The sequence below is a fragment of the Haematomicrobium sanguinis DSM 21259 genome, assembly GCF_000688395.1.
Lineage (GTDB): Bacteria > Actinomycetota > Actinomycetes > Actinomycetales > Micrococcaceae > Haematomicrobium > Haematomicrobium sanguinis.
Genome location: NZ_JIAG01000006.1, coordinates 40,578 through 59,375, shown reverse-complemented (window position 1 = coordinate 59,375; position 18,798 = coordinate 40,578). Strand labels below are relative to the sequence as shown.

General features: G+C 63.8%; 19 protein-coding genes. 7 read left to right on the top strand and 12 right to left on the bottom strand.

Annotated features, from left to right (window positions below; translation table 11 throughout):
- Positions 1-106: 106 nt before the first annotated feature.
- The 3 genes from O148_RS15295 (at position 107) to O148_RS0106795 (ending at position 2,842) form a co-directional block, all read left to right on the top strand.
- Positions 107-1,144: a methionine ABC transporter ATP-binding protein gene (locus O148_RS15295; RefSeq protein WP_075204309.1), complete on the top strand. Its 1,038-nt coding sequence runs from the start codon at positions 107-109 to the stop codon at positions 1,142-1,144.
- Positions 1,144-1,920, top strand: a complete 777-nt coding sequence (locus O148_RS0106800) for a methionine ABC transporter permease (RefSeq protein ID WP_240470816.1) — start codon at positions 1,144-1,146, stop codon at positions 1,918-1,920. The genes O148_RS15295 and O148_RS0106800 overlap by 1 nt, the downstream gene beginning before the upstream one ends.
- Before the next feature lie 70 nt (positions 1,921-1,990).
- A complete protein-coding gene (locus O148_RS0106795; protein ID WP_026530314.1) occupies positions 1,991-2,842 on the top strand; it encodes a MetQ/NlpA family ABC transporter substrate-binding protein in 852 nt (283 codons plus the stop codon).
- A gap of 242 nt (positions 2,843-3,084) precedes the next feature.
- Here O148_RS0106795 and hemL read toward each other — a convergent pair whose 3' ends face one another.
- From hemL to hemE, 8 genes are all read right to left on the bottom strand, one after another.
- Positions 3,085-4,398, bottom strand: coding sequence for a glutamate-1-semialdehyde 2,1-aminomutase (gene hemL, locus O148_RS0106790; protein WP_026530313.1), 1,314 nt, complete (start codon positions 4,396-4,398; stop codon positions 3,085-3,087).
- On the bottom strand, positions 4,395-5,381 hold the full coding sequence (hemB, locus tag O148_RS0106785; protein ID WP_026530312.1) for a porphobilinogen synthase: 987 nt from the start codon (positions 5,379-5,381) through the stop codon (positions 4,395-4,397). The genes hemL and hemB overlap by 4 nt, the downstream gene beginning before the upstream one ends.
- Positions 5,378-6,256 carry a uroporphyrinogen-III synthase gene (locus O148_RS15290; protein WP_051619942.1) on the bottom strand — a complete coding sequence of 293 codons (879 nt, stop codon included), beginning with the start codon at positions 6,254-6,256 and terminating at the stop codon, positions 5,378-5,380. The genes hemB and O148_RS15290 overlap by 4 nt, the downstream gene beginning before the upstream one ends.
- A 1-nt stretch (position 6,257) precedes the next feature.
- On the bottom strand, positions 6,258-7,262 hold the full coding sequence (gene hemC, locus O148_RS15285; protein ID WP_035745285.1) for a hydroxymethylbilane synthase: 1,005 nt from the start codon (positions 7,260-7,262) through the stop codon (positions 6,258-6,260).
- Positions 7,259-8,449 carry a ferrochelatase gene (locus tag O148_RS0106770; protein ID WP_051619968.1) on the bottom strand — a complete coding sequence of 397 codons (1,191 nt, stop codon included), beginning with the start codon at positions 8,447-8,449 and terminating at the stop codon, positions 7,259-7,261. The genes hemC and O148_RS0106770 overlap by 4 nt, the downstream gene beginning before the upstream one ends.
- Positions 8,450-8,487: 38 nt before the next feature.
- Positions 8,488-9,174: a hydrogen peroxide-dependent heme synthase gene (gene hemQ, locus O148_RS0106765; protein WP_240470815.1), complete on the bottom strand. Its 687-nt coding sequence runs from the start codon at positions 9,172-9,174 to the stop codon at positions 8,488-8,490.
- Positions 9,175-9,296: 122 nt separating this feature from the next.
- Positions 9,297-10,784 carry a protoporphyrinogen oxidase gene (gene hemG / locus O148_RS15280; protein ID WP_051619941.1) on the bottom strand — a complete coding sequence of 496 codons (1,488 nt, stop codon included), beginning with the start codon at positions 10,782-10,784 and terminating at the stop codon, positions 9,297-9,299.
- 16 nt (positions 10,785-10,800) lie between these two features.
- Positions 10,801-11,871, bottom strand: coding sequence for a uroporphyrinogen decarboxylase (gene hemE / locus O148_RS0106755; RefSeq protein WP_035745284.1), 1,071 nt, complete (start codon positions 11,869-11,871; stop codon positions 10,801-10,803).
- Between the two features lie 171 nt (positions 11,872-12,042).
- Between hemE and O148_RS0106750 the strand changes: the two genes are divergently transcribed.
- The gene (locus O148_RS0106750; RefSeq protein WP_026530308.1) at positions 12,043-13,404 is read left to right on the top strand and encodes a glutamyl-tRNA reductase; all 1,362 of its coding nucleotides are present in this window, start codon (positions 12,043-12,045) and stop codon (positions 13,402-13,404) included.
- Between the two features lie 76 nt (positions 13,405-13,480).
- Here the strand turns inward: O148_RS0106750 and moeB are convergent, their stop codons facing one another.
- Positions 13,481-14,653, bottom strand: coding sequence for a molybdopterin-synthase adenylyltransferase MoeB (gene moeB, locus O148_RS0106745; protein ID WP_026530307.1), 1,173 nt, complete (start codon positions 14,651-14,653; stop codon positions 13,481-13,483).
- Between the two features lie 165 nt (positions 14,654-14,818).
- Here moeB and O148_RS0106740 point away from each other — a divergent pair, with 165 nt between their 5' ends.
- Both O148_RS0106740 and O148_RS0106735 read left to right on the top strand, forming a co-directional pair.
- On the top strand, positions 14,819-15,400 hold the full coding sequence (locus O148_RS0106740; protein ID WP_026530306.1) for a TetR/AcrR family transcriptional regulator: 582 nt from the start codon (positions 14,819-14,821) through the stop codon (positions 15,398-15,400).
- A gap of 44 nt (positions 15,401-15,444) precedes the next feature.
- Positions 15,445-15,669 (top strand): DUF3107 domain-containing protein, encoded by a 225-nt coding sequence (locus O148_RS0106735; protein ID WP_026530305.1) that lies wholly within the window; start codon positions 15,445-15,447, stop codon positions 15,667-15,669.
- Positions 15,670-15,691: 22 nt separating this feature from the next.
- Here the strand turns inward: O148_RS0106735 and O148_RS0106730 are convergent, their stop codons facing one another.
- From O148_RS0106730 to O148_RS15275, 3 genes are read right to left on the bottom strand one after another with little or no spacing between them, the layout of a single operon-like run.
- Complete coding sequence (locus O148_RS0106730) at positions 15,692-16,459, bottom strand: thiazole synthase (protein WP_026530304.1); 768 nt, start codon at positions 16,457-16,459, stop codon at positions 15,692-15,694.
- Positions 16,460-16,461: 2 nt separating this feature from the next.
- Positions 16,462-16,707: a sulfur carrier protein ThiS gene (gene thiS, locus O148_RS0106725; protein ID WP_035745280.1), complete on the bottom strand. Its 246-nt coding sequence runs from the start codon at positions 16,705-16,707 to the stop codon at positions 16,462-16,464.
- On the bottom strand, positions 16,704-17,933 hold the full coding sequence (locus O148_RS15275; RefSeq protein ID WP_051619940.1) for an FAD-dependent oxidoreductase: 1,230 nt from the start codon (positions 17,931-17,933) through the stop codon (positions 16,704-16,706). The genes thiS and O148_RS15275 overlap by 4 nt, the downstream gene beginning before the upstream one ends.
- Before the next feature lie 162 nt (positions 17,934-18,095).
- On the opposite strand from O148_RS15275, the gene thiE reads away from it, so the two are divergent.
- Entirely contained in the window at positions 18,096-18,755 is a 660-nt protein-coding gene (gene thiE / locus O148_RS0106715) for a thiamine phosphate synthase (RefSeq protein ID WP_026530302.1), read from the top strand.
- Positions 18,756-18,798: the final 43 nt, after the last annotated feature.

Here is an 18,798-nt window from a genome sequence, read left to right as displayed (position 1 = left end):
TTCGGTTGTGATCGAGTATGACGGCCGATTTCTGTTGATTGTTCGCCCCATGCTGTAATAATGAGTCGCTTTTGCGACGAGTTATCGCTTGTGTTGAGGGGAACCATTGATTTCAGTCACGGACCTGCGGAAGGTCTACCGTTCCGGTGCCACCGATATTGTGGCGTTGGATGGCGTCGATTTGGAGGTCGGCGCCGGGCGCATCCACGGCATTATTGGGCCGTCGGGCGCCGGCAAGTCCACGCTAGTACGATGCCTGACGCTGCTGGAGCGGCCGACGAGCGGCACTGTCAGTATCGACGGTGTGGACCTGGCCGGCGTGCGGGATTCGCAATTGCGCGCGGCTCGGCGCCGCTTAGGCATGGTCTTTCAACACGCTAATCTGATGGACTCGCGGACCGCCGCGCAGAATGTGGCGCACCCCTTGGAGATTGTCGGCGTGCCGCGCGCCGACATTTCGCGCAAGGTCGCCGAGTTATTGGATTTGGTGGGGCTTGCCGGGTTCGCCGAGTCCTATCCTTCCCAGCTCTCCGGCGGGCAAAAGCAACGCGTGGGCATTGCGCGCGCCCTGGCCAATGACCCGCATGTGCTGTTGTGCGATGAACCCACGTCCGCGTTGGACCCCAGCACCACGGGCGAGATCCTTGATCTCTTGCGCTCCTTGCGCGAGCGGCTGGGTATCACCGTGCTGATCATCACCCACGAAATGTCGGTTGTGAAATCGTTGTGCGATTCGGTGTCGCTCTTGAGCGCCGGGAAGATCGCGCAGAGCGGGGACATCACCGAGGTGGCGGCGGACTTCGGTTCTCCGCTGAGCGAGGCGTTGCTGCCGCTGCCGGTCTTGGATCCATCGTTGGACAGCGCCTCCGCGCTGGAGGTCCTGTATTCGGGTTCCGAGGCGGCCGAACCGCAATTTGCTCGGCTCATGCGGGAGAGCGGTGTGGACGTGAACATTCTGGCGGGCACGGTGGAGCAATTGGGCGGTCAAACGTTTGGCCATTTCTACATCGATACCCCTGCCGAAACCTCCCCCGAGAAGCGCGCCCGGCTGGAACAGGTTTTGGGCGAAAAATCCATGAACTTCAGGGCCTACCGGGCGCATCTCTCCGGGGCTTCTCAGCTTGCCGAGGAGGTGGCTGGCTGATGGCGATCTCACTTGCTGGCTCCATGGCCGCGGGCGTCCGCACCGATTTTTGGAGCGACCTGACGAGCAACCCTGCCCTGACCAAGGCGCTACCGGTCGAGTTCGTGGCGACCTTGCAGATGGTGGGCATCTCCGCGCTTCTGACGCTCCTCATCGGCCTGCCGCTTGGTGTGCTGCTCTATCTTGTGGCGCCCGGCGGGCTGAAACCCATGCCGGTGGTGAGCGCCATCCTCTCCGGGGTGATCGTGAACATCACCCGGTCGATCCCGTTCGCGATCCTGATGGTGGCGCTGATCCCGGTGGCCCGGTTCATCACCGGCTCCTCCATTGGACCGATTGCGGCATCGGTATCGCTGACCATCGGCACCATCCCGTTTTTCGCCCGCCTGGTGGAGGTTTCACTGCGCGAGATCGATGCGGGCAAGATCGATGCTGCCCGAATCATGGGCTCCACCACCACACAGATTGTGCGCAAGGTGCTCTTGCCCGAGGCCAAGCCCAGCCTGATTGCCGCGTTCACCACCACGGTGGTTACCATCATCGGTTACTCGGCCATGGCCGGTGTGGTGGGCGGCGGCGGGCTCGGCCGCCTCGCATACAACTATGGTGTGCAACGCTTCGATGTCACGACCATGGTGGTGATCATCATTATCATCGTGATCCTGGTGCAGGCGGTGCAACTCACCGGAGACTGGCTGGCCCGAAAGGCCGATCATCGGAACCGGGATGCCGCCGCCAAACGGCCGCGCCGGGCCCGGAACCTGACGGCCAGTTGACGCGCCCGCGACCCTGGCGAATCCCCTTTCCCGTCCCTCAACACTCACTCACATCACAAGGAGAACCCTGATGAAACGACGCCTGGCGCTCAAAACCATTGCCATTTCTGCGGCTGCGCTCATGAGCTTGAGCGCCTGCGGAGCCAACTCCGGCTCAACCGATGCCTCCGATCAGGCAACACTGGACCCGGCAAACCCGGTCACCATTACCGTCGGCGCAAGCCCACGTCCGCACGCACAAATCCTAGAATTCATTAATGAGAAACTGGCTCCCGAAGCCGGACTCAAGATCGATATCAAGGAATTCGACGACTACAACCTCCCGAACATTGCGTTGCAGGACGGTTCGCTGGACGCCAACTTCTACCAGCACTTGCCCTATTTGGAATCCCAGTCGGCGGAGAAGGGCTACAACTTCGAGCACGGCGCAGGCGTGCACGTGGAGCCGTATGCCGCGTTCTCGGAGAAGTACCAGGACATTTCCGAGGTCCCCGAGGGCGGCAAGATCGCCATCACCAATGACCCGGCCAACCAGACCCGCGCGCTCAAGCTCCTGGAAGCCAATGGTCTGCTGGAGAACGTGCCGGATGACGCGAGCGTGCTCGCCCTCACCGAGGAGCAAAATCCCAAAAAACTGACCTTTAGCGAGAACCAGCCGGAACTGTTGGTCAATGACTTGAAGGACCCGACCGTCGATCTTGCGATCATCAATGGCAACTACATCCTGGACGCGGGCCTCTCCACCAAAGACGCGGTTGCGGTCGAGTCGCTGACCGACAACAAGTACGCCAACTTCCTGGTCTGGCGCGCCGGCGAATCCACCCCGGCCATCGCCAAGCTGGAGGAACTGTTGCACACCCCTGAGGTCAAGAAGTTCATCGAGGACACCTGGCCGGCCGGCGACGTCAGCCCCGCCTTCTAACCCCCTCGACTATGTAGCAGTTAATGCCCATGTTTTTCTCTGGATGGGCATTAACTGCTACATAGATGAGGTACGACGGCGCGTGGTCACCTTTCGTACGAAAGGTGACCACGCGCCGTCGTACTTTAATGTCCGGTGAGCGGGCACCACAGCGCACACTCGAAATCGACTGTGCAGAAAATGCACACTTTAACGGCGTGTCGCGTGCGTGTTCTGCACAGTCGATTAGGGGTGTGGGGCGATTAGGGGTGGGGTTGGGCCTTTGCGGCGGCTTTTGCGGCGGCGGGAAGTGCCGCGGCGATCTTTTCCATGGCGGCGTCGTCATGCGCGGCGTTCAGGAACCACGCCTCGAACACCGAGGGCGGCAGGTACACTCCGGCATCCAGCAAGGAGTGGAAGAACGGGGCGTACCGGAACGCTTCCTGGGCCGTCGCATCCGCGTAGTTGCGCACTCCGCGCTCCGCGGTGCCAAAGGCCACCGAGAATAGGTTGCCGGCCCGCTGAATCGAGTGGTTGACGCCCTCGGCATCCAGCGCCGCAGACAACGCGGCGGACAGTTCGGCAGAACGCGCGTCAATGTGCGCGTACACCTCGGCGGTCGCGTTCTGCAAGGTAGCAATACCGGCGGCCATCGCCACGGGGTTCCCGGAGAGCGTGCCCGCCTGATACACCGGACCGAGCGGCGCCAGCTGGTTCATCACCTCGGCACGGCCGCCAAGGGCCGCCACCGGCATTCCACCGCCAATAACCTTGCCGAAGGTAAAGAGGTCGGGAGCCCAACCTTCATTGGCGCCGTTTTCACCCCAATAACCCGCAGGTCCCACCCGGAAACCGGTCAACACTTCGTCCACAATCAGTAGCGCACCGTGTGCCGCGGCGATGTCCTTGAGCCCCTTATTGAAGCCGGGCAGCGGCTCCACCACGCCCATATTGGCCGGCGCCGACTCCACAATAATGGCGGCGATGCGCTCACCGTGTTGGCCAAAAGCTTCGGCAACGGCGTCAAGATCGTTGTAGGGCAGCACCAGGGTTTCGGCTGCCACCGCCTCGGACACCCCGGCGGAACCGGGGAGAGCCATCGTCGCCACTCCCGAACCGGCCTGCGCCAGCAATGAGTCGACGTGGCCGTGGTAGTTTCCGGCGAATTTCACGATCAGGTCCCGCCCGGTGTACCCGCGGGCAAGGCGGGTCGCGGTCATGGTCGCTTCGGTGCCGGTAGACACCATGCGCACTCGCTCGACCGGGCTGACTCGCTCGGTGATCAGGGAAGCCAATTCCGCTTCGGCAGGTGTGGATGCGCCAAAGGACAACCCACGGTCCACCGCCTGATGTACCGCCGCCAGCACCGCCGGGTGCGCGTGACCGAGTAATGCCGGACCCCAAGAGGACACCAAGTCGACGTACTCGCGCCCGTCGGCATCGGTGACATAGGCGCCGCGGGCACCGGTTAAGAGACGCGGCGTGCCACCCACCGAGCCGAACGCGCGCACCGGCGAGTTCACGCCGCCGGGCATGAGCTCTTGTGCGGTGGCGAAAAGGTCATCCGAGTTGCTCATGCGTCTCCCTCGCGAATCCAGGCGGCGGCTTCCAGCGCCCAATAGGTCAAAATCAAGGTGGCTCCGGCCCGCTTGATGGACAGCAATGACTCCATGATCGCGGCCTTCCGGTCAATCCAGCCGTTCGCGGCGGCGGCCTCGATCATCGAGTACTCCCCCGAAATTTGGTAGGCGGCCACCGGAACCGGGGAGGCTGCGGCCACGTCGGCCAGAATATCGAGGTAGGACATGGCCGGCTTCACCATCACGATGTCCGCGCCCTCTGCCACATCCTGTTCTAACTCCAGCAGCGCCTCGCGACGATTTGCCGCATCCATTTGGTAGGTGCGCCGATCGCCCGTGAGTTGCGAATCCACGGCATCGCGGAACGGCCCGTAAAACGCGGACGCGTATTTTGCGGTGTACGCGAGAATGATGACGTCCTGGAACCCGGCTTGATCCAAGGCTTCCCGGATGACGCCGACCTGTCCGTCCATCATGCCGGACGGACCTACAACATCGGCCCCGGCCTGCGCCTGCGCCACCGCCATGGCAGCGTAAATTTCAAGGGTCCGGTCATTGTCCACGGCGCCGTCCTCGCGCAGCACCCCGCAGTGCCCGTGGTCGGTGAACTCATCCAGGCAGAGGTCGGCCATGATCACCAGCGAATCGCCGAATTCGGCGCGCAACGCCGCAATCGAGCGGTTTAAGATGCCCTGCGGGTCCACTCCTTGGCTGCCCTCGGCGTCTCGCACCGCGGGAATACCGAAGAGCATGACACCGGCAATACCGGCCTCAAGCGCGTCGCGCGCTGCCTGAAGCAGGGACGCTTCGCTGTGCTGAACCACCCCGGGCATCGAGGAAATCGGCTGTGGCGCGTCTAACCCCTCTTTGACGAACATCGGCAGGATCAGATCGCGCGCGCCCATTCGGTGCTCGGCGACCATCGCCCTGATCGCCGGGCTTTGCCGCAACCGGCGCGGCCGGTCGGTGGGGAAACTCATGCCTTCACGCTCTTTCCATGTCCAAGGCCAGGGCTGGCGGACTCTTCTAATGCCGCCATCATGGCTTCTACGGTGGGCTCGGCCGCGGTCGCGAACACGCGGTGCCCGGTTTTTTCGATTTCACGTGCGGTCCGTTCACCAATGGCGACCAGCCGCACCGAACCGATTCGGGCTCCGGCCGCCTCGATAAACTTTCGCGCCACGCTCGGTGCCAACATCAGCGCGTACAGCACGGTGTCGGCGTCCCGAATAATTAACGGCAGTTGGCTTGCGCTCCATTCCGCGCCATTGCTGGAGCGCTCCGCCCCGAGCGGCAAGCGCCGCTCGGGATCCGCCGGGAAATCGACGGTCCGATACGCGGTTACTTGCGCCACCTGCCAGCCCTTATCCAGCAACGCTTCAACAAGGTCGCGGTCGGCGAGGTCGGATTGGGGTAACAGTACGCTGTGCGCCACCCCGGTAGGCGTCGGAAAATCCTCACCCAGGCCGTGCGCGCTTTGCTTGCGGGAGGAGATGAAGTCGGCTTCTCGCCCGAGCGCCTGCAGGGCCGCCGCGGTGCTCTTACCGACCGCAGCAATTTTTGTCGATTCCGGGATGAATTCGCGCAAACTCAGCGCTTGCGAACGGCACCAATCCAAGAGCGCCGCCACGGTGGTGGCACTGGTGACCAAAAGCCACTGAAATTCGCCGGAGTGCAGGTAACGCATGGCACTGGTGAATTCCTCGCAGTCTTGCACCCGCTCAAAATCAATGAGCGGCATCACGACCGCTTGGGCCCCCCGATCTTCAAGGGCGCGAACTATCGGCTCGGCCCGGCCAATTGGGCGCGGCACCAGAACGGTTTGCCCCGATAGCGGGCCACTCGCATCACTCACGCTAATCCCCTGAATCGCTGGAGGTGCGAACTCCTGGCAGTTGGTCCGCCCCTGCCTCCAGCAGGAATTCAGCTAATTCATACCCTAACGCTCGGGCCTGTTCCCGGCTGCTGACCGCCTGGCTCATGGCATGTCGCAACATGGTGGTACCGTCCAGCGTCCCGGCGACCGCCTCCAAATGCAGCTGCCCGTCCGCAAACGTTCCGAGCGCCCCCACCGGTGCCGCGCAACCCGCTTCGAGCGCGGCGAGCAACGCACGTTCGGCGGTCACCGCAAGCCGGGTCGGGGCATCATCATAAGCGGCGAGGGCCCGCGCGAGCTCGGAATCCGCCCGGGTTTCCAGAGCAAGCGCGCCCTGCCCGGGCGCGGGGAGCATCACTGCCGGGTCGATGCGCTCGGTAATTGCCTCGGCGAGCCCCACGCGATCCAAGCCAGCACAGGCGAGTACGACGGCGTCTAGCACCCCGGTGCCTTCCCCTCCGTTTTCGTGACTCGCCTGGGCGGTTGAGCTGGCACGCACCTTGGCCAGCCGGGTGTCCACGTTGCCGCGAATATCGTGGGTCTCCAGGTCCTTACGGAATGCCTTGAGCTGGGAGACCCGGCGCGGGGAGCCGGTGCCGACACTCGCGTCAGTGGGCAACTCGGCCAGGGTGAGTCCGTCCCGGGCGCACAGCGCGTCGCGTGGATCCGCCCGTTTCGGGGTCGCCGCGATGACCAAACCTGGGGCATCGGCGGTGGGCATGTCCTTGAGCGAGTGCACCGCGATATCGACGCGGCCGTCCAACACTGCTTGGCGCAGCGCCGCCACAAAGACGCCGGTGCCGCCCAGGTTCGCCAGGGACCCGGTGAGCACATCGCCGTCGGTCTTGATGGTGACGAGTTCGCAGGGCACACCGAGGATGGCTTCCACCTCGCGTGCGACCATACCGGACTGCGCCACCGCAAGTTTGCTCCCGCGCGTTCCAATACGGATGACGCCTTTGTCAGCGTTGCTGGCACTGCTCACGGCGTGACACCAACCGTGGAGTCCATGGCTGCCACGGTCGGTTTGGAGCCATCTCCCTTGACGCAGCAGTTCGCCGGGCAGACGTCCGGCCAGGGGCCGATCGAGGTCGCGGCGGGGCGTTCCTTCATCGCGTCGCCGGAGGCGAGCGCGGCGGCGTCAGTTCCCGGTTCGGCCAACCGCTCCTCGATCAGATCGGCAAGACCGGACACAAAGTCGGGGTGCGTTCCCGGTGTGGGTGTGCGCCGGAATGCGAGGCCCAGGCGCTCGCTCGTGTCCTTCGCCTCGGTATCCAGATCCCAGGCCACTTCCATGTGATCGGAGACGAAACCAAGCGGTACCACCACCACACCGGTCACGCCCTCGGCGGCCAGTTCTTCCAGCGCGTCGTTGACGTCCGGTTCCAGCCACGGCACGTGCGGCGCGCCGGAGCGCGATTGATAGACCAGGGAGTGCGTGACCTGGGACAGGTCGATGCCTTCTGACTCCAGCCGCCCGATAATGACCTCGGCATTAGCCAGGTGCTGCGCCACGTAGGCGCCCTCGGCAATCGCGGGTCCGCCGGATTCATCGCGCGGGCCCGCAGCCTGGGCATCTGCAGTTGGAATCGAGTGCGTGCAAAACAGGATGTGGACTCGTCCCTCGCCCGTGGCATCCACCCGTTCGCCGATCTCGGCGCGGATCGAATCCAGGTCTTCGCGCACACCTTGAACAAAGGGGCCCACAAATCCGGGGTGATCAAAGTATTGGCGCACCTTGTCAATATTGAGTTTGGTGTCCAAACCCAGCTCGGTGAGCGCCCCGCCAAAGTCCTCGCGGTATTGCCGGCAGCTCGAATAACAGGAGTAGGCGCTCGTGGTGAGGGCCAAGATTTGGCGGTGACCGCCGTCGTACGCTTCTTGGAGGACCTCGCCAAGGTAAGGCGCCCAGTTCCGGTTCCCCCACAACACCGGCAAGGCGATGCCACGGCGGGCAAGCTCATCCTCCAGGGCGGCCCGGAGGTCGCGGTTTTGCTGATTGATCGGGCTGATGCCGCCAAAGGTGCGGTAGTGCACGGCGACTTCTTCAAGCCGCTCGTCCGGGATGCCGCGGCCGCGCGTGACATTGCGCAGGAACGGAATCACGTCATCCTGCCCCTCGGGACCGCCAAAGGACGCCAGCACAATCGCGTCATAGGCTTTGGGCGTCATGAAACCGGAATCGTCCACACCGGCAAACGGGTCGAAACTCACGCGAGCACCTCGGCAACATCGATCGCGGCAATACGGCGCCCGGTGTAGAACGGGATTTCTTCGCGCACGTGCAGGCGGGCTTCGGTGCCGCGCAGGTGCCGCATGAGGTCGACCAAATCGGTCAGTTCGGGTGCTTCAAGCGCCAGAATCCACTCCCAATCCCCCAGTGCAAAGGACGCGACCGTGTTGGAAAGCACTTGCGGGTAATCGCGGCCCATGAGCCCGTGGTCGCGGAGCATTTTGCCGCGCTCGGCCGGATCGAGGATGTACCAGTCGTAGGAGCGCACAAACGGGTATACGCACACCCAGTTGCTCGGATCCACGCCGCGCGCGAAGGCCGGCGAGTGGTCCTTGGAGAATTCGGCGTTGCGGTGCACGCCCATCGCGGACCAGACAATTTCCGCACCAGTAAACAGGTCGCTGCGGCGCACCCGGCGCACGGCTTCCTGCAGCGCTTCCGGGGTGTCGCCGTGGAACCAGGTCATCACGTCGGCGTCGGCGCGCATGGCGGAGACATCGTAGAGGCCGCGCAAGGTGACCCCGTCGGCGGCAAGAGAAGCAGTCAACTCGTCAAACGCCGCGGCGGCGCGCTCCGGGCCGACTTCGCCCCCCGCGGCTCCGGTGCGTTTGAAAACGGTCCACAGGGTGTAGAACTTTTCTTCGGTGACGGCGGTTTCGCTCACGCTCTGCTCCAGAATCTCGGGGTTTTTGCCGTATCCAGTCTATTGACTTGCCGGGCTTCCACGAAATCTTCTACAGCCTGTAGAAAAGCGGTGTGCGCGGTTTGTGAGCAATCCCACGCGGCTCAGGGGCCGCCGAGCGTATCCCCGATCCCTGGGTCCTCCCCCAACGGGGCGCCGAGGCTTTCGGCGAGCGCCTCGGCCCGCGCCCGAGCGTCTGGGATGACGCGGGCCAAACCGGTGCCGGCGAGCCATGCGCCGGTCAACGCCAAGCCCGGCACGCCGTGAGCGGCTTCGCGAATCGCGGCGGCGCGCGCGGCGTGGCCCAAGCGCGCCGAGGGTTGCGCGCCCTGCCAGCTCACCCGGTCCCAGTCCAGCACGTCCTGGCCGGTGAGCTCGGTATCGAGCAGCACCGATGCGTCGGCGAGCGCGGTGTCCCGCCAGGTCTGTGCGTCCCAGCTGGCATAGTCGGCGCCGTCGCCCTGTTTGCCATAGGACAGCCGTATGACGTGCGTGCCCGGCCCCGCCTCTTCGCGCAGCCACTCCCATTTGGCGCTCGCGTGGGTGAGCGCTTTGGCCTGCACGGGTGCGCCCTCGGCCACGATCACGCCGGAACCGCGCGGGGCCGTATCGAGCTCCGGCTTGTCCACCACCAGCGTGACCAAGTGAATTTCCGGAGTCACCGCGTCCTCGCCGGGCACCTCGAGAATTCCGTTGAGCAGGGCTCTGGCCTCGGCTTCGGGGAGAGCAAGTACGACGGCGTTGCCCACCACGTGCGCGTCGGCGGCGCCTTTGCCGCGGCTCGGGATGGTGACGACCCACTCTTCGCCCTCCCGCTCAAGTGTGTGCGCCGCGGTGTCGGTGAGAATCGTGACGCCACGCTCGCGAAGGGCCGCATCCACGGCTTTGACGAGGGTGTGCATTCCGCCCTTGAGCGAGCCGACAGCGGAACCGGCCGGAGCCGCTTGCCGCATCGAGGCCACCGCCTTGGCGAGCGAACCGGCGTCCACCAGTCGCTTGCGAATCCCCGGGAGCGCCAGGTCCGCGTCGAGGTCTTCGGGCTCGGCCGAATACACCCCGGCGACAATCGGCCGCACGAGCTTATCCAGTACCGCCTTGCCCATGCGCGCTTCGACGAGTTGCGCGAGGCTCAACGGCCGTTGCGCGGCAATTTTCTTGGTGGGAGCCACGTGGTCTTTGAGGGCGAGCAGCGCACCGGCGGTGCCGATGGTCTCGGTGACGCTCTTGCTCTCGGGGTCGGCGGGAATGCCAAGCATCCCGGTGACCGGGAGTTCGCGTGCGTGCTCGCTTGCCGGTTCGCCGGGGTACTGAATCCATGCGGTGCGCTCGGGGGTTTCGATCGCGTCGGCGAGCCCCAGCTCCTCGATCAGGGTGCGTGTCGCGGTGTTGCGGGTCGCGAAGGATTCGGCTCCGGCATCCAGAGTCAGACCGCCCACGGTATGTTGCGCGAGAGCACCGCCTACGGTTTCCGCGGCTTCGATCACGATTACCGAAAAGCCGCGATCGGCCAACTCCAGCGCAGACACCAGTCCGGCGATGCCGCCGCCGATGACCACGACATCTGCGCGTTTCGCTTTGTCTCGATCCGCCATGCGCGTCCTCCTGTATTTAGAGTGAGTGCACTAATTCCACAATACGGGTGAGCACCTCGGGGTTGGTTTCCGGGGGCACGCCGTGTCCCAGGTTGACCACATGGGACGGAGCCGCTCGCCCCTGCTCCACGACATCGCGCACGTGTGCTTCCAACACGTCCCAGGGCGCAGCGAGCAACGCCGGGTCGATGTTGCCCTGCAGCGGCGTGGTGCCTCCTAGCCGTTGATTCGCCACGGATAGCGGCAAACGGTAATCCACTCCCATGACGTCGGCACCGGCATCTCGCATGGCCACCAACAGTTCGCTGGTCCCGGTGCCAAAGTGCACGAGCGGCACACCCAGGTCTTTGGCGGCAGAGAGCGTGGTGGCAGATGCGGGAGCAACGAACTCTTGGTAGTCGCCCAAGGAGAGCGAGCCCGCCCAGGAGTCGAAGAGCTGCCCGGCGGAGGCGCCCGCCTCTATTTGGGCGCGCAAGAATTTGCCCGAGGTGCGCGCCGCCCACGAGGCCAAGGCATCCCAGGCCGCCGGATCCGCGTACATCATGGTGCGCGGCCCCAAATGGTCTCGGCTTGGTTTTCCTTCCACCATGTAGGCAGCCAAGGTGAACGGTGCCCCCGCAAAGCCGATTAACGGCGTCGTGCCCAATTCGGCGACCACCCGGCCAACTGCCTCCCGGATGGGATCCAGTGCAGCGTCCTCCAGCTCGGGGAGGCGCGCGATGTCTTCGGCGGTGCGGATCGGCGCGCCGAGCACCGGGCCGACGTTCGGCTTGATATCCACGTCGACGCCGGCGAGCTTGAGCGGGATCATGATGTCGGAGAAGAAGATCGCGGCATCGACCCCGTGGCGGCGGACCGGCTGCAGGGTGATCTCGGCGGCCATCTCGGGGCGCAGGCACGAGTCCAACATCGCGACGCCTTCGCGCAATTCGCGGTATTCGGGTAGCGAGCGTCCGGCCTGGCGCATGAACCACACCGGCAGTCGATCCGGGCGCTGGCCGCGGTAGGCCTGGATGAGCGGTGCGTTCGCCGTGGCGCCGGTGGTCAGCGGGTGGCTCGCGGGGAGAGTCGTGGAAAGCGCAGTCATGCTTCGATTCTGCCTTGTTTGGTGCACGCGCGAGCAACTTGTTTGGCGCACGCGCGAGCAATCGGGGTGGCGATCGTGGCCAGAATCACTTCTACAACGTGTAGAAATAGGGGCATCTTTAGGTCTGCCTAATGCTCCTTGGGGCGCGCGGCGCGTTAGCATTGTTCTGCTGTGGTTCTCATTTCACTCGTTGCATCGCATCACGAAGTAGACCTGGAGACGATCGCTCGGCTGAGCACGTCCTTCTCCGAGGTCGCTTCCACGCTGTCTAAACACTCCTGGGTTTCCGGCGTCATTCCGCTTTCCACCTGTAACCGGCTGGAACTCTATATTGAGGTCGCCGAAGAGTCCGATGTTGAACGCACCCGCCGTATTGCCCTTGCCGGGCTGGCGGAGTCCACCGGCATTCCCGCGGCTCGCCTGGAGAGCGCGTTTCAGGTTTTTGCCAAGAACGACGCCGTTCATCACCTTTTCGCGGTCAGCGCCGGCTTGGAGTCCGCGGTCGTGGGCGAACGGGAGATCGCCGGGCAGGTGCGCCGCGCGCACAGCGAGGCTCAGGCGGCTCAATTGACGAGCAAGCCCTTGTCTAAGCTGTTCCAGTCCGCATCCAAGACCGCGAAAGAGGTCGGGGCGCAGACCAGTTTGGGCGAGCGTGGCCGCTCCATTGTGTCGGTGGCGTTGGATTTGGCCGATGATCTGGCCGAGGTGCCGTTGTGGGCGGATCGGCGCGTGGTGATTATCGGGACCGGGGCGTATGCCGGTGCCACGGTGGCACTGCTGCGCGAGCGCGGTGCCGCCAATATTGGCGTGTTCTCCAGTTCCGGGCGGGCCGCGGAGTTTGCGGCCAAGCGCGGGGTTGCCGCGGTTCCCTCCGATGAGTTGGATGCGGCGATTTCTAGCGCCGACGTGCTGATCGGTTGCTCCGGCGGGGATTTTCAGGTGCAGGCGTCCTCGCTTGCCACCGGACGCTCACGGTCCGGACGCGAGGCACGGCAGTTGACCGTGATCGATTTGGCACTGACACACGACTTTGAACCCGGTGTCGGGCAGCTTCCCGGGGTGGACATGCTGACCTTGGAGTCGGTGCGGATGGCGGCGCCGCTGGAGCAAGCGGCCGTGGTGGAGCAGGCACGGGACATTGTGGATTCGGCGGTCGAGGAGTTCGCCGAGCGCAATGCCGCCCGAGAAATCGACTCGGCGATTGTGGCTTTGCGTTCGCACACAATGCAGGTGTTGGACGCCGAGATGGCAAAGGTGCGTGCGCAACACGGGTGCACCGCGGCGGCCGAAGAGGTCGAGTTCGCGCTGCGCCGGATGATGCGCCAGTTCTTGCACATTCCGACGGTGCGGGCCCGCGAGCTTGCCGCCGAGGGGCGCGGTCAAGAGTATGTCGATGCGCTTGAGTCGCTGTTTGGACTCGAGGTCGGCGAGCGCGGCGATACCGGTGCCCATGCGTCGCAAGCGAGCTGCCCCGTCGATGCCGGTGCTGGCGCCGGTGCCGACGTCGAGACCGAGACCCGCCATTCCGCCTAGCCTCCCCTCATCTATGTAGCGCGACACGCCGAGGAAACACGTGTTTCCTCGGCGTGTCGCGCTACATAGATGGGAATTAGTAGCGGCGCTTGTGCGGTTCGATCTTTTCAACCCAGTCGATCACGCCGCCGCGCACGTTGATCGCGTTGACGCCGCGATTGCGCAAATACCGCACAACCTCCGAGGACCGCGTTCCGCCCTTGCAGTAGACGTAGACTTCTTCCACGCCAGCCGGGACGAGTGCGCCAGGGTCTCGCTCACCGCTCATGATCTGGCCGCGGGGTATGAGAGTCGCATCATCGAGGTGCACAATGTCCCATTCGCTCTGCTCCCGCACATCGATAATGGCGGGCTCACCGCGATGCCGGAGTTCGGCCAATTCTTCGACACTGACCTCGGGGAGCATTGTGGTGGTGTCGATTCCGCAGAACGCCTCATAGTTTCCCAATTGAGAGACAGGAGCGCGTTCAGGGTCCTTCTCGATCTGAAGGGTGCGCCATTTCAGGTTGAGAGCGTCGATCACCATCAATGTGCCCAGTGCCGTCTTGCCGACGCCGGTGATGGCCTTGATAGCTTCCGTCGCCATGACGCTACCAACTATCCCGCAGAGTACGCCGAGCACTCCCCCGTCGGCGCAACTAGGCACGGTGCCGGGGAGCGGCGGTTCGGGAAAGAGATCGCGGTAGCTGGGGCCGTGGGAGTCCCAAAAGAGGCTCACCTGGCCCTCGAAGCGCAAAATGGATCCCCACACGTATGGTTTGTCGGCAAGGGTCGCGGCGTCGGCAACCAGATAGCGAGTGGCAAAGTTGTCGGTGCCATCAAGGATGATGTCGTATCCGGAAAAGAGCTCGACGGCGTTGGAGTTATCAAGCAGTTCGCGGTGTTCGATCACGGTGACGTCCGGGTTGATCTCCGCGATCGAACGTGCCGCGGATGAGGACTTGAGTGTTCCGATGTCGCCTTGGCCGTGGATGATTTGGCGCTGCAAATTGGACACGTCCACGGTGTCGTCATCAACGATTCCAATTGTTCCGACCCCTGCCGCTGCCAGATACATGAGAACCGGGGACCCTAGTCCGCCCGCGCCAATCACCAGCACGCGCGCATTGGCGAGCCTGCGTTGCGCCTCTTCACCAAACCCGGGGATGACCAAGTGCCGCGAATAGCGTTGCAGCTGTGAGTCGCTCAGCGCATCAGTAGGTTGGACAAGCGGTTCGAGTTTCCCGCCGTTGTTGACCTGATTCTGCATTCTTCCAATGTATGCCCGCTGCGCAGGCATTGGATAACTGTTTCTTGGCCCACCCGCTGGCCCGTGAAGGTTTAGACTGAAAGACACTGCCCACCGTACGGGCGGGAGAGCTTTGGCAATGAAAGGTGGCTCGTGTCTACAGGCGGAGGGTCGAGAACCTTGAGAATGCCTCGCCTTGAGCGGCGTCGACAGCTCCTGGCGGCCGCGCGAGAAGTGTTTGTCAGCCGCGGTTACCACGGTGCGGCCATGGATGACATTGCCGATGCCGCTCACGTTTCTAAGCCCGTGCTCTACCAGCACTTCCCCGGAAAACGGGAACTGTATTTGGCCCTGCTGGAGGAACACCTCGCCGAGTTGGCCGATCGGCTGGACCGCGCACTCGAGTCAACCGACGACAACCGCGAGAGAGTGCGCGCCACCATGGCCGCATACTTCGGTTTCGCCGACGAACACTCCGAGGCGCATCGCTTGGTCTTCCAATCCGACCTGACGGTGGACCCGGACGTGCACCGACTCTTAGAAAAGTTCCACACGGGATTTGCCGCTGCCATTGCCAAAGTCATTGCGGCGGACACGCACTTAGGCAATGACGAATCCTTGCTGCTGGGCCGCGGACTCTCCGGCATGGTGGAGGAGGGCACCTTGCAATGGTTGCGCAGTGACCGGGCGTTAGACATCGAGGAAGCAATCGGGTTGATTTACCGTTTAGCTTGGCGCGGAATCAGCCGCTTCCCGAAAGAAACTTAGATACGCTCGCAACACATTCAAAGCTGAGAAAGGGTGCCTAGACCGTGGAAATTAAAATTGGTGTGCAAAACGTCTCCCGAGAAATCGTGGTGGAAACGGACCAATCGGCCGAAGACCTTGCCGCCCAGGTGTCCAAGTCCATCGCCGATAAGACGGACTTGGTGGTCAAAGACACCAAGGGTCGCACTATTATCGTCCCCGGATCGGTTTTGGGCTACGTCGAAATCGGTGCCAGCGAGTCTCGCCCGGTGGGATTCGCAGTTCGTTAACGTTTCTGAATGGAGGGGCGCGCTACAGATCGGCGCGCCCCTCCATTGTCGAGGACGCCATGGCGAGTTCCCGGCGCACAATGCGACCGGCATGCGCGGCTTCCCAACCGGCTTGGACTGCCATGCGCATGGCATTTGCCATCCGCACCGGGTCTTCGGCCCGCGTCACTGCTGAAGCTACGAGCACGGCGTCGCAGCCAAGTTCCATCGCCAAGGCGGCATCCGATGCGGTGCCGATTCCCGCATCCAGGACCACCGGCACCGACGCTCGCGCAGCAATCAATTCGATATTGTGCGGATTCAAGATGCCAAGCCCGCTCCCAATTGGTGAACCGAGCGGCATGACCGCTGCCGCCCCGCGATCCTCTAATGCGCGGGCCACGGCTGGATCGTCATTGGTGTACGCGAACACCACGAAACCCTTGTTCGCGAGTTGTTCGGTGGCATCCAACAAACCCACGACTTCCGGGAGCAGGGTATCCTCGTCGGCAATGACCTCAAGCTTGATCCAGTTGGTTTCTAGTGCCTCGCGGGCAAGTTCTGCCGTTGTCACGGCTTCGCGCGTCGAAAAGCAACCTGCGGTGTTGGGCAAGATCCTGATGCCCGCCTCATCGAGCACGTCGTAGAGGCCACCGGTCTGTGCCGGGTTCCACCGCCGAATGGCAACCGTGGTCAATTCGGTTCCGGACGCTCTCAAGGCTTCCGCCAATCCCGCTAAACTCGGTGCGCCCCCGGTACCCATGATGAGCCGGGAACCCAGCCCAACGCCGTCGAACATCAATTCATCCATGGTTAGCCTCCCTGTACGGCTCCGACGATTTCTACCTGATCTGATTCACTCACGCGGGTTTCCCGCCACTTGCTCCGAGGTACCACCTGTCCGTTGATCGCCACCGCGACGCCGACCCGCCCGCCGTCGGTAGGCCGCCCATTGGCATCAAAGTTTTGTCCCGTGACCATGTGAACCACGTCGATCATGGTGGCGTGGGCGGGCACATCACGCCGAGTCCCGTTGATTTCTACTGTGTGAGTGCTCATATGCTGACCTTCCTGGCGATCTGGCCGTGGCGCGAGTGGAAGCGATCTGGGGCTAAGGCGCGCCAGCGTTCGGGTGTTTTGGGCGCGTCGAGAATGTCCGCAACCGCGCGCGCCGCCAACGGCGCGAGGAGCACACCGTGCCGGAAAAACCCGGTCGCAACAACGCATCCGGGTATCTCTGTGCCCTCGTCCTCGAGGAACCGGCCCAGTAGCGGGAGATTGTCTGGGGTACCCGGGCGCGCGCCGCTTTCCTGGCGGAGGATGCTCGCGTTGAAGATTGCCGGGTACACCAGGTGGGCGTCGTGAAGGAGCTGGTGCACGCCCTCGGCGCTCACTCCCGGGCGCCCGTCCTCGCGCACGGTGGCTCCCAAAACCATGTGGTCGCGGCGTGGGACAAGGTAAACGCTGCGGCCTCCGACTAAGGCCCGCAGGGTGTGTCTTGGGAGCTCCGAGGGGATCGCGGGGATGAGGCGAAGAATGTCACCGTATACCGCTCGGAGCGGAAGCGGCGCGGGGAGGTTCGCGAGCGCGGCCGCCCCAACGGCATTGGCGATGATCGTCTCCTGGGCGAAGATCGTTTCGCCGTTCTCACACTCGGCGCCGAGAACGCGGGCGGGCTCGGCCGCTTCGTTGAGGCGGATGCCCATACCGTCTGAGCCCGGGCCATGAGATACGGCGAGCCCGCTCACGGCCAGCGGGCGGTGGGAGAATCGAGAGTTCTCCTGCAACTCGGACCACAAGAGTTCGGAGAGCGCGGCCGGGTCCAGAGCGGCGCCCGTCGGGGAGAAAAATGCCCCAGAAATGCGGCGCGACAATTGTGGCTCGCGCTCTTGGGCCTCCCGGAGCGTCAACAGCCTGTCCTCGGATCCGTCGCTGCCTTGCGCACTGTGAAACGCCCCACGCAACCTGGCGATAGTGTCCCGGTCATCACGATCAACGCCCACCGTCAAAATGCCGGTGGTCACCCCTAATTCGCTGGCGCCGTACTGGGTGAATATTTCGTCCCACATCCCGCGCGCCGCAACGGTGAATTCGGCCAGGGCGCTTTCTTGGAAATGAAATTCGTCGATGTCCGCAAGCATGCCCGCCGCGACGCTGGTAGCTCCAGAGAACGGGGCCGGGTCAATCAGTGTGACATGGCGCCCCGAGCGGACGAGCTCACGGGCAATCATCAAGCCAATGATGCCGCCGCCGATGACGGCTACGTCTGTTGTTGGTGACTCCACCCTTGCCCTTCCCTCCGCCGGCATGACCCGGATCAGGTTCGATTCTGTGCGCGCGCCACTTGCGAAACGCGGTAGAGAATCACGGTCGGCGCTATGCGCCCTCTCAGCCCGTGCGGGCTCCCGTAGTAGGTTTTCATCTTACTCGCCGATACCGTGGAGTTCATGACCGATTCTGCTGTGACGTCAAAACTGGCGAGCGCGCAACTGTATTTGTGCACCGATGCCCGCCGGGCCCAAGGCGACTTCGCCGGCTTTCTCCGCGCCGCCTTTGACGGGGGTGTGGACATCATTCAGCTTCGGGACAAGGACCTTGAGGCGCAAGAAGAGCTCGCGCTGCTAGAGACGTTGCGCACCGTGGCCGAAGAATTCGATGCGCTCTGGGCGGTCAATGATCGCGCCGACATTGCGGCGCTGGCCGGGGCAACGGTGTTCCACGGCGGGCAACTGGACCTCACCCCTGAGCAATCCCGTACATTCCTGGGGCAGGAACCAGCAATCGGCCTGTCCACACACTCGCAACAGGATGTGGACGCCGCCTTGGCCGCAGGCACTCTCGACTATTTTTGCACCGGCCCACTCTGGTCCACACCCACCAAACCCGGCCGAACGGCGGTTGGCCTAGATTTGGTCAGATACGCCGCCGGACTAGATCCCGCCATCCCGTTTTTCGCGATCGGCGGCATCGATGAAACTAATGTCACCCAGGTGGTGGACGCCGGCGCCCGCCGGATCGTGGTTGTCCGTGCGATCACCGACGCCGAGGATCCCCGGGCTGCGGCGAGGCGTCTACGTGCGGCGCTACCCGAGCTCGCTCCCAAATAACGCGGCCGCAGTGCGCGTGCGCGCAGTGCGGGTGCGCTCAGTG

What these genes read in the sequence shown, in the direction of transcription:
- O148_RS0106800 (WP_240470816.1), top strand. Translation starts at nt 1,144, where the DNA reads ATGGCGATCTCACTTGCTGGCTCCATGGCCGCGGGCGTCCGCACCGAT.
- O148_RS0106795 (WP_026530314.1), top strand. Translation starts at nt 1,991, where the DNA reads ATGAAACGACGCCTGGCGCTCAAAACCATTGCCATTTCTGCGGCTGCG.
- hemL (WP_026530313.1), bottom strand. Translation starts at nt 4,398, where the DNA reads ATGAGCAACTCGGATGACCTTTTCGCCACCGCACAAGAGCTCATGCCC.
- hemB (WP_026530312.1), bottom strand. Translation starts at nt 5,381, where the DNA reads ATGAGTTTCCCCACCGACCGGCCGCGCCGGTTGCGGCAAAGCCCGGCG.
- O148_RS0106770 (WP_051619968.1), bottom strand. Translation starts at nt 8,449, where the DNA reads ATGACGCCCAAAGCCTATGACGCGATTGTGCTGGCGTCCTTTGGCGGT.
- hemG (WP_051619941.1), bottom strand. Translation starts at nt 10,784, where the DNA reads ATGGCGGATCGAGACAAAGCGAAACGCGCAGATGTCGTGGTCATCGGC.
- hemE (WP_035745284.1), bottom strand. Translation starts at nt 11,871, where the DNA reads ATGACTGCGCTTTCCACGACTCTCCCCGCGAGCCACCCGCTGACCACC.
- moeB (WP_026530307.1), bottom strand. Translation starts at nt 14,653, where the DNA reads ATGCAGAATCAGGTCAACAACGGCGGGAAACTCGAACCGCTTGTCCAA.
- O148_RS0106740 (WP_026530306.1), top strand. Translation starts at nt 14,819, where the DNA reads ATGCCTCGCCTTGAGCGGCGTCGACAGCTCCTGGCGGCCGCGCGAGAA.
- O148_RS0106730 (WP_026530304.1), bottom strand. Translation starts at nt 16,459, where the DNA reads ATGGATGAATTGATGTTCGACGGCGTTGGGCTGGGTTCCCGGCTCATC.
- thiS (WP_035745280.1), bottom strand. Translation starts at nt 16,707, where the DNA reads ATGAGCACTCACACAGTAGAAATCAACGGGACTCGGCGTGATGTGCCC.
- thiE (WP_026530302.1), top strand. Translation starts at nt 18,096, where the DNA reads ATGACCGATTCTGCTGTGACGTCAAAACTGGCGAGCGCGCAACTGTAT.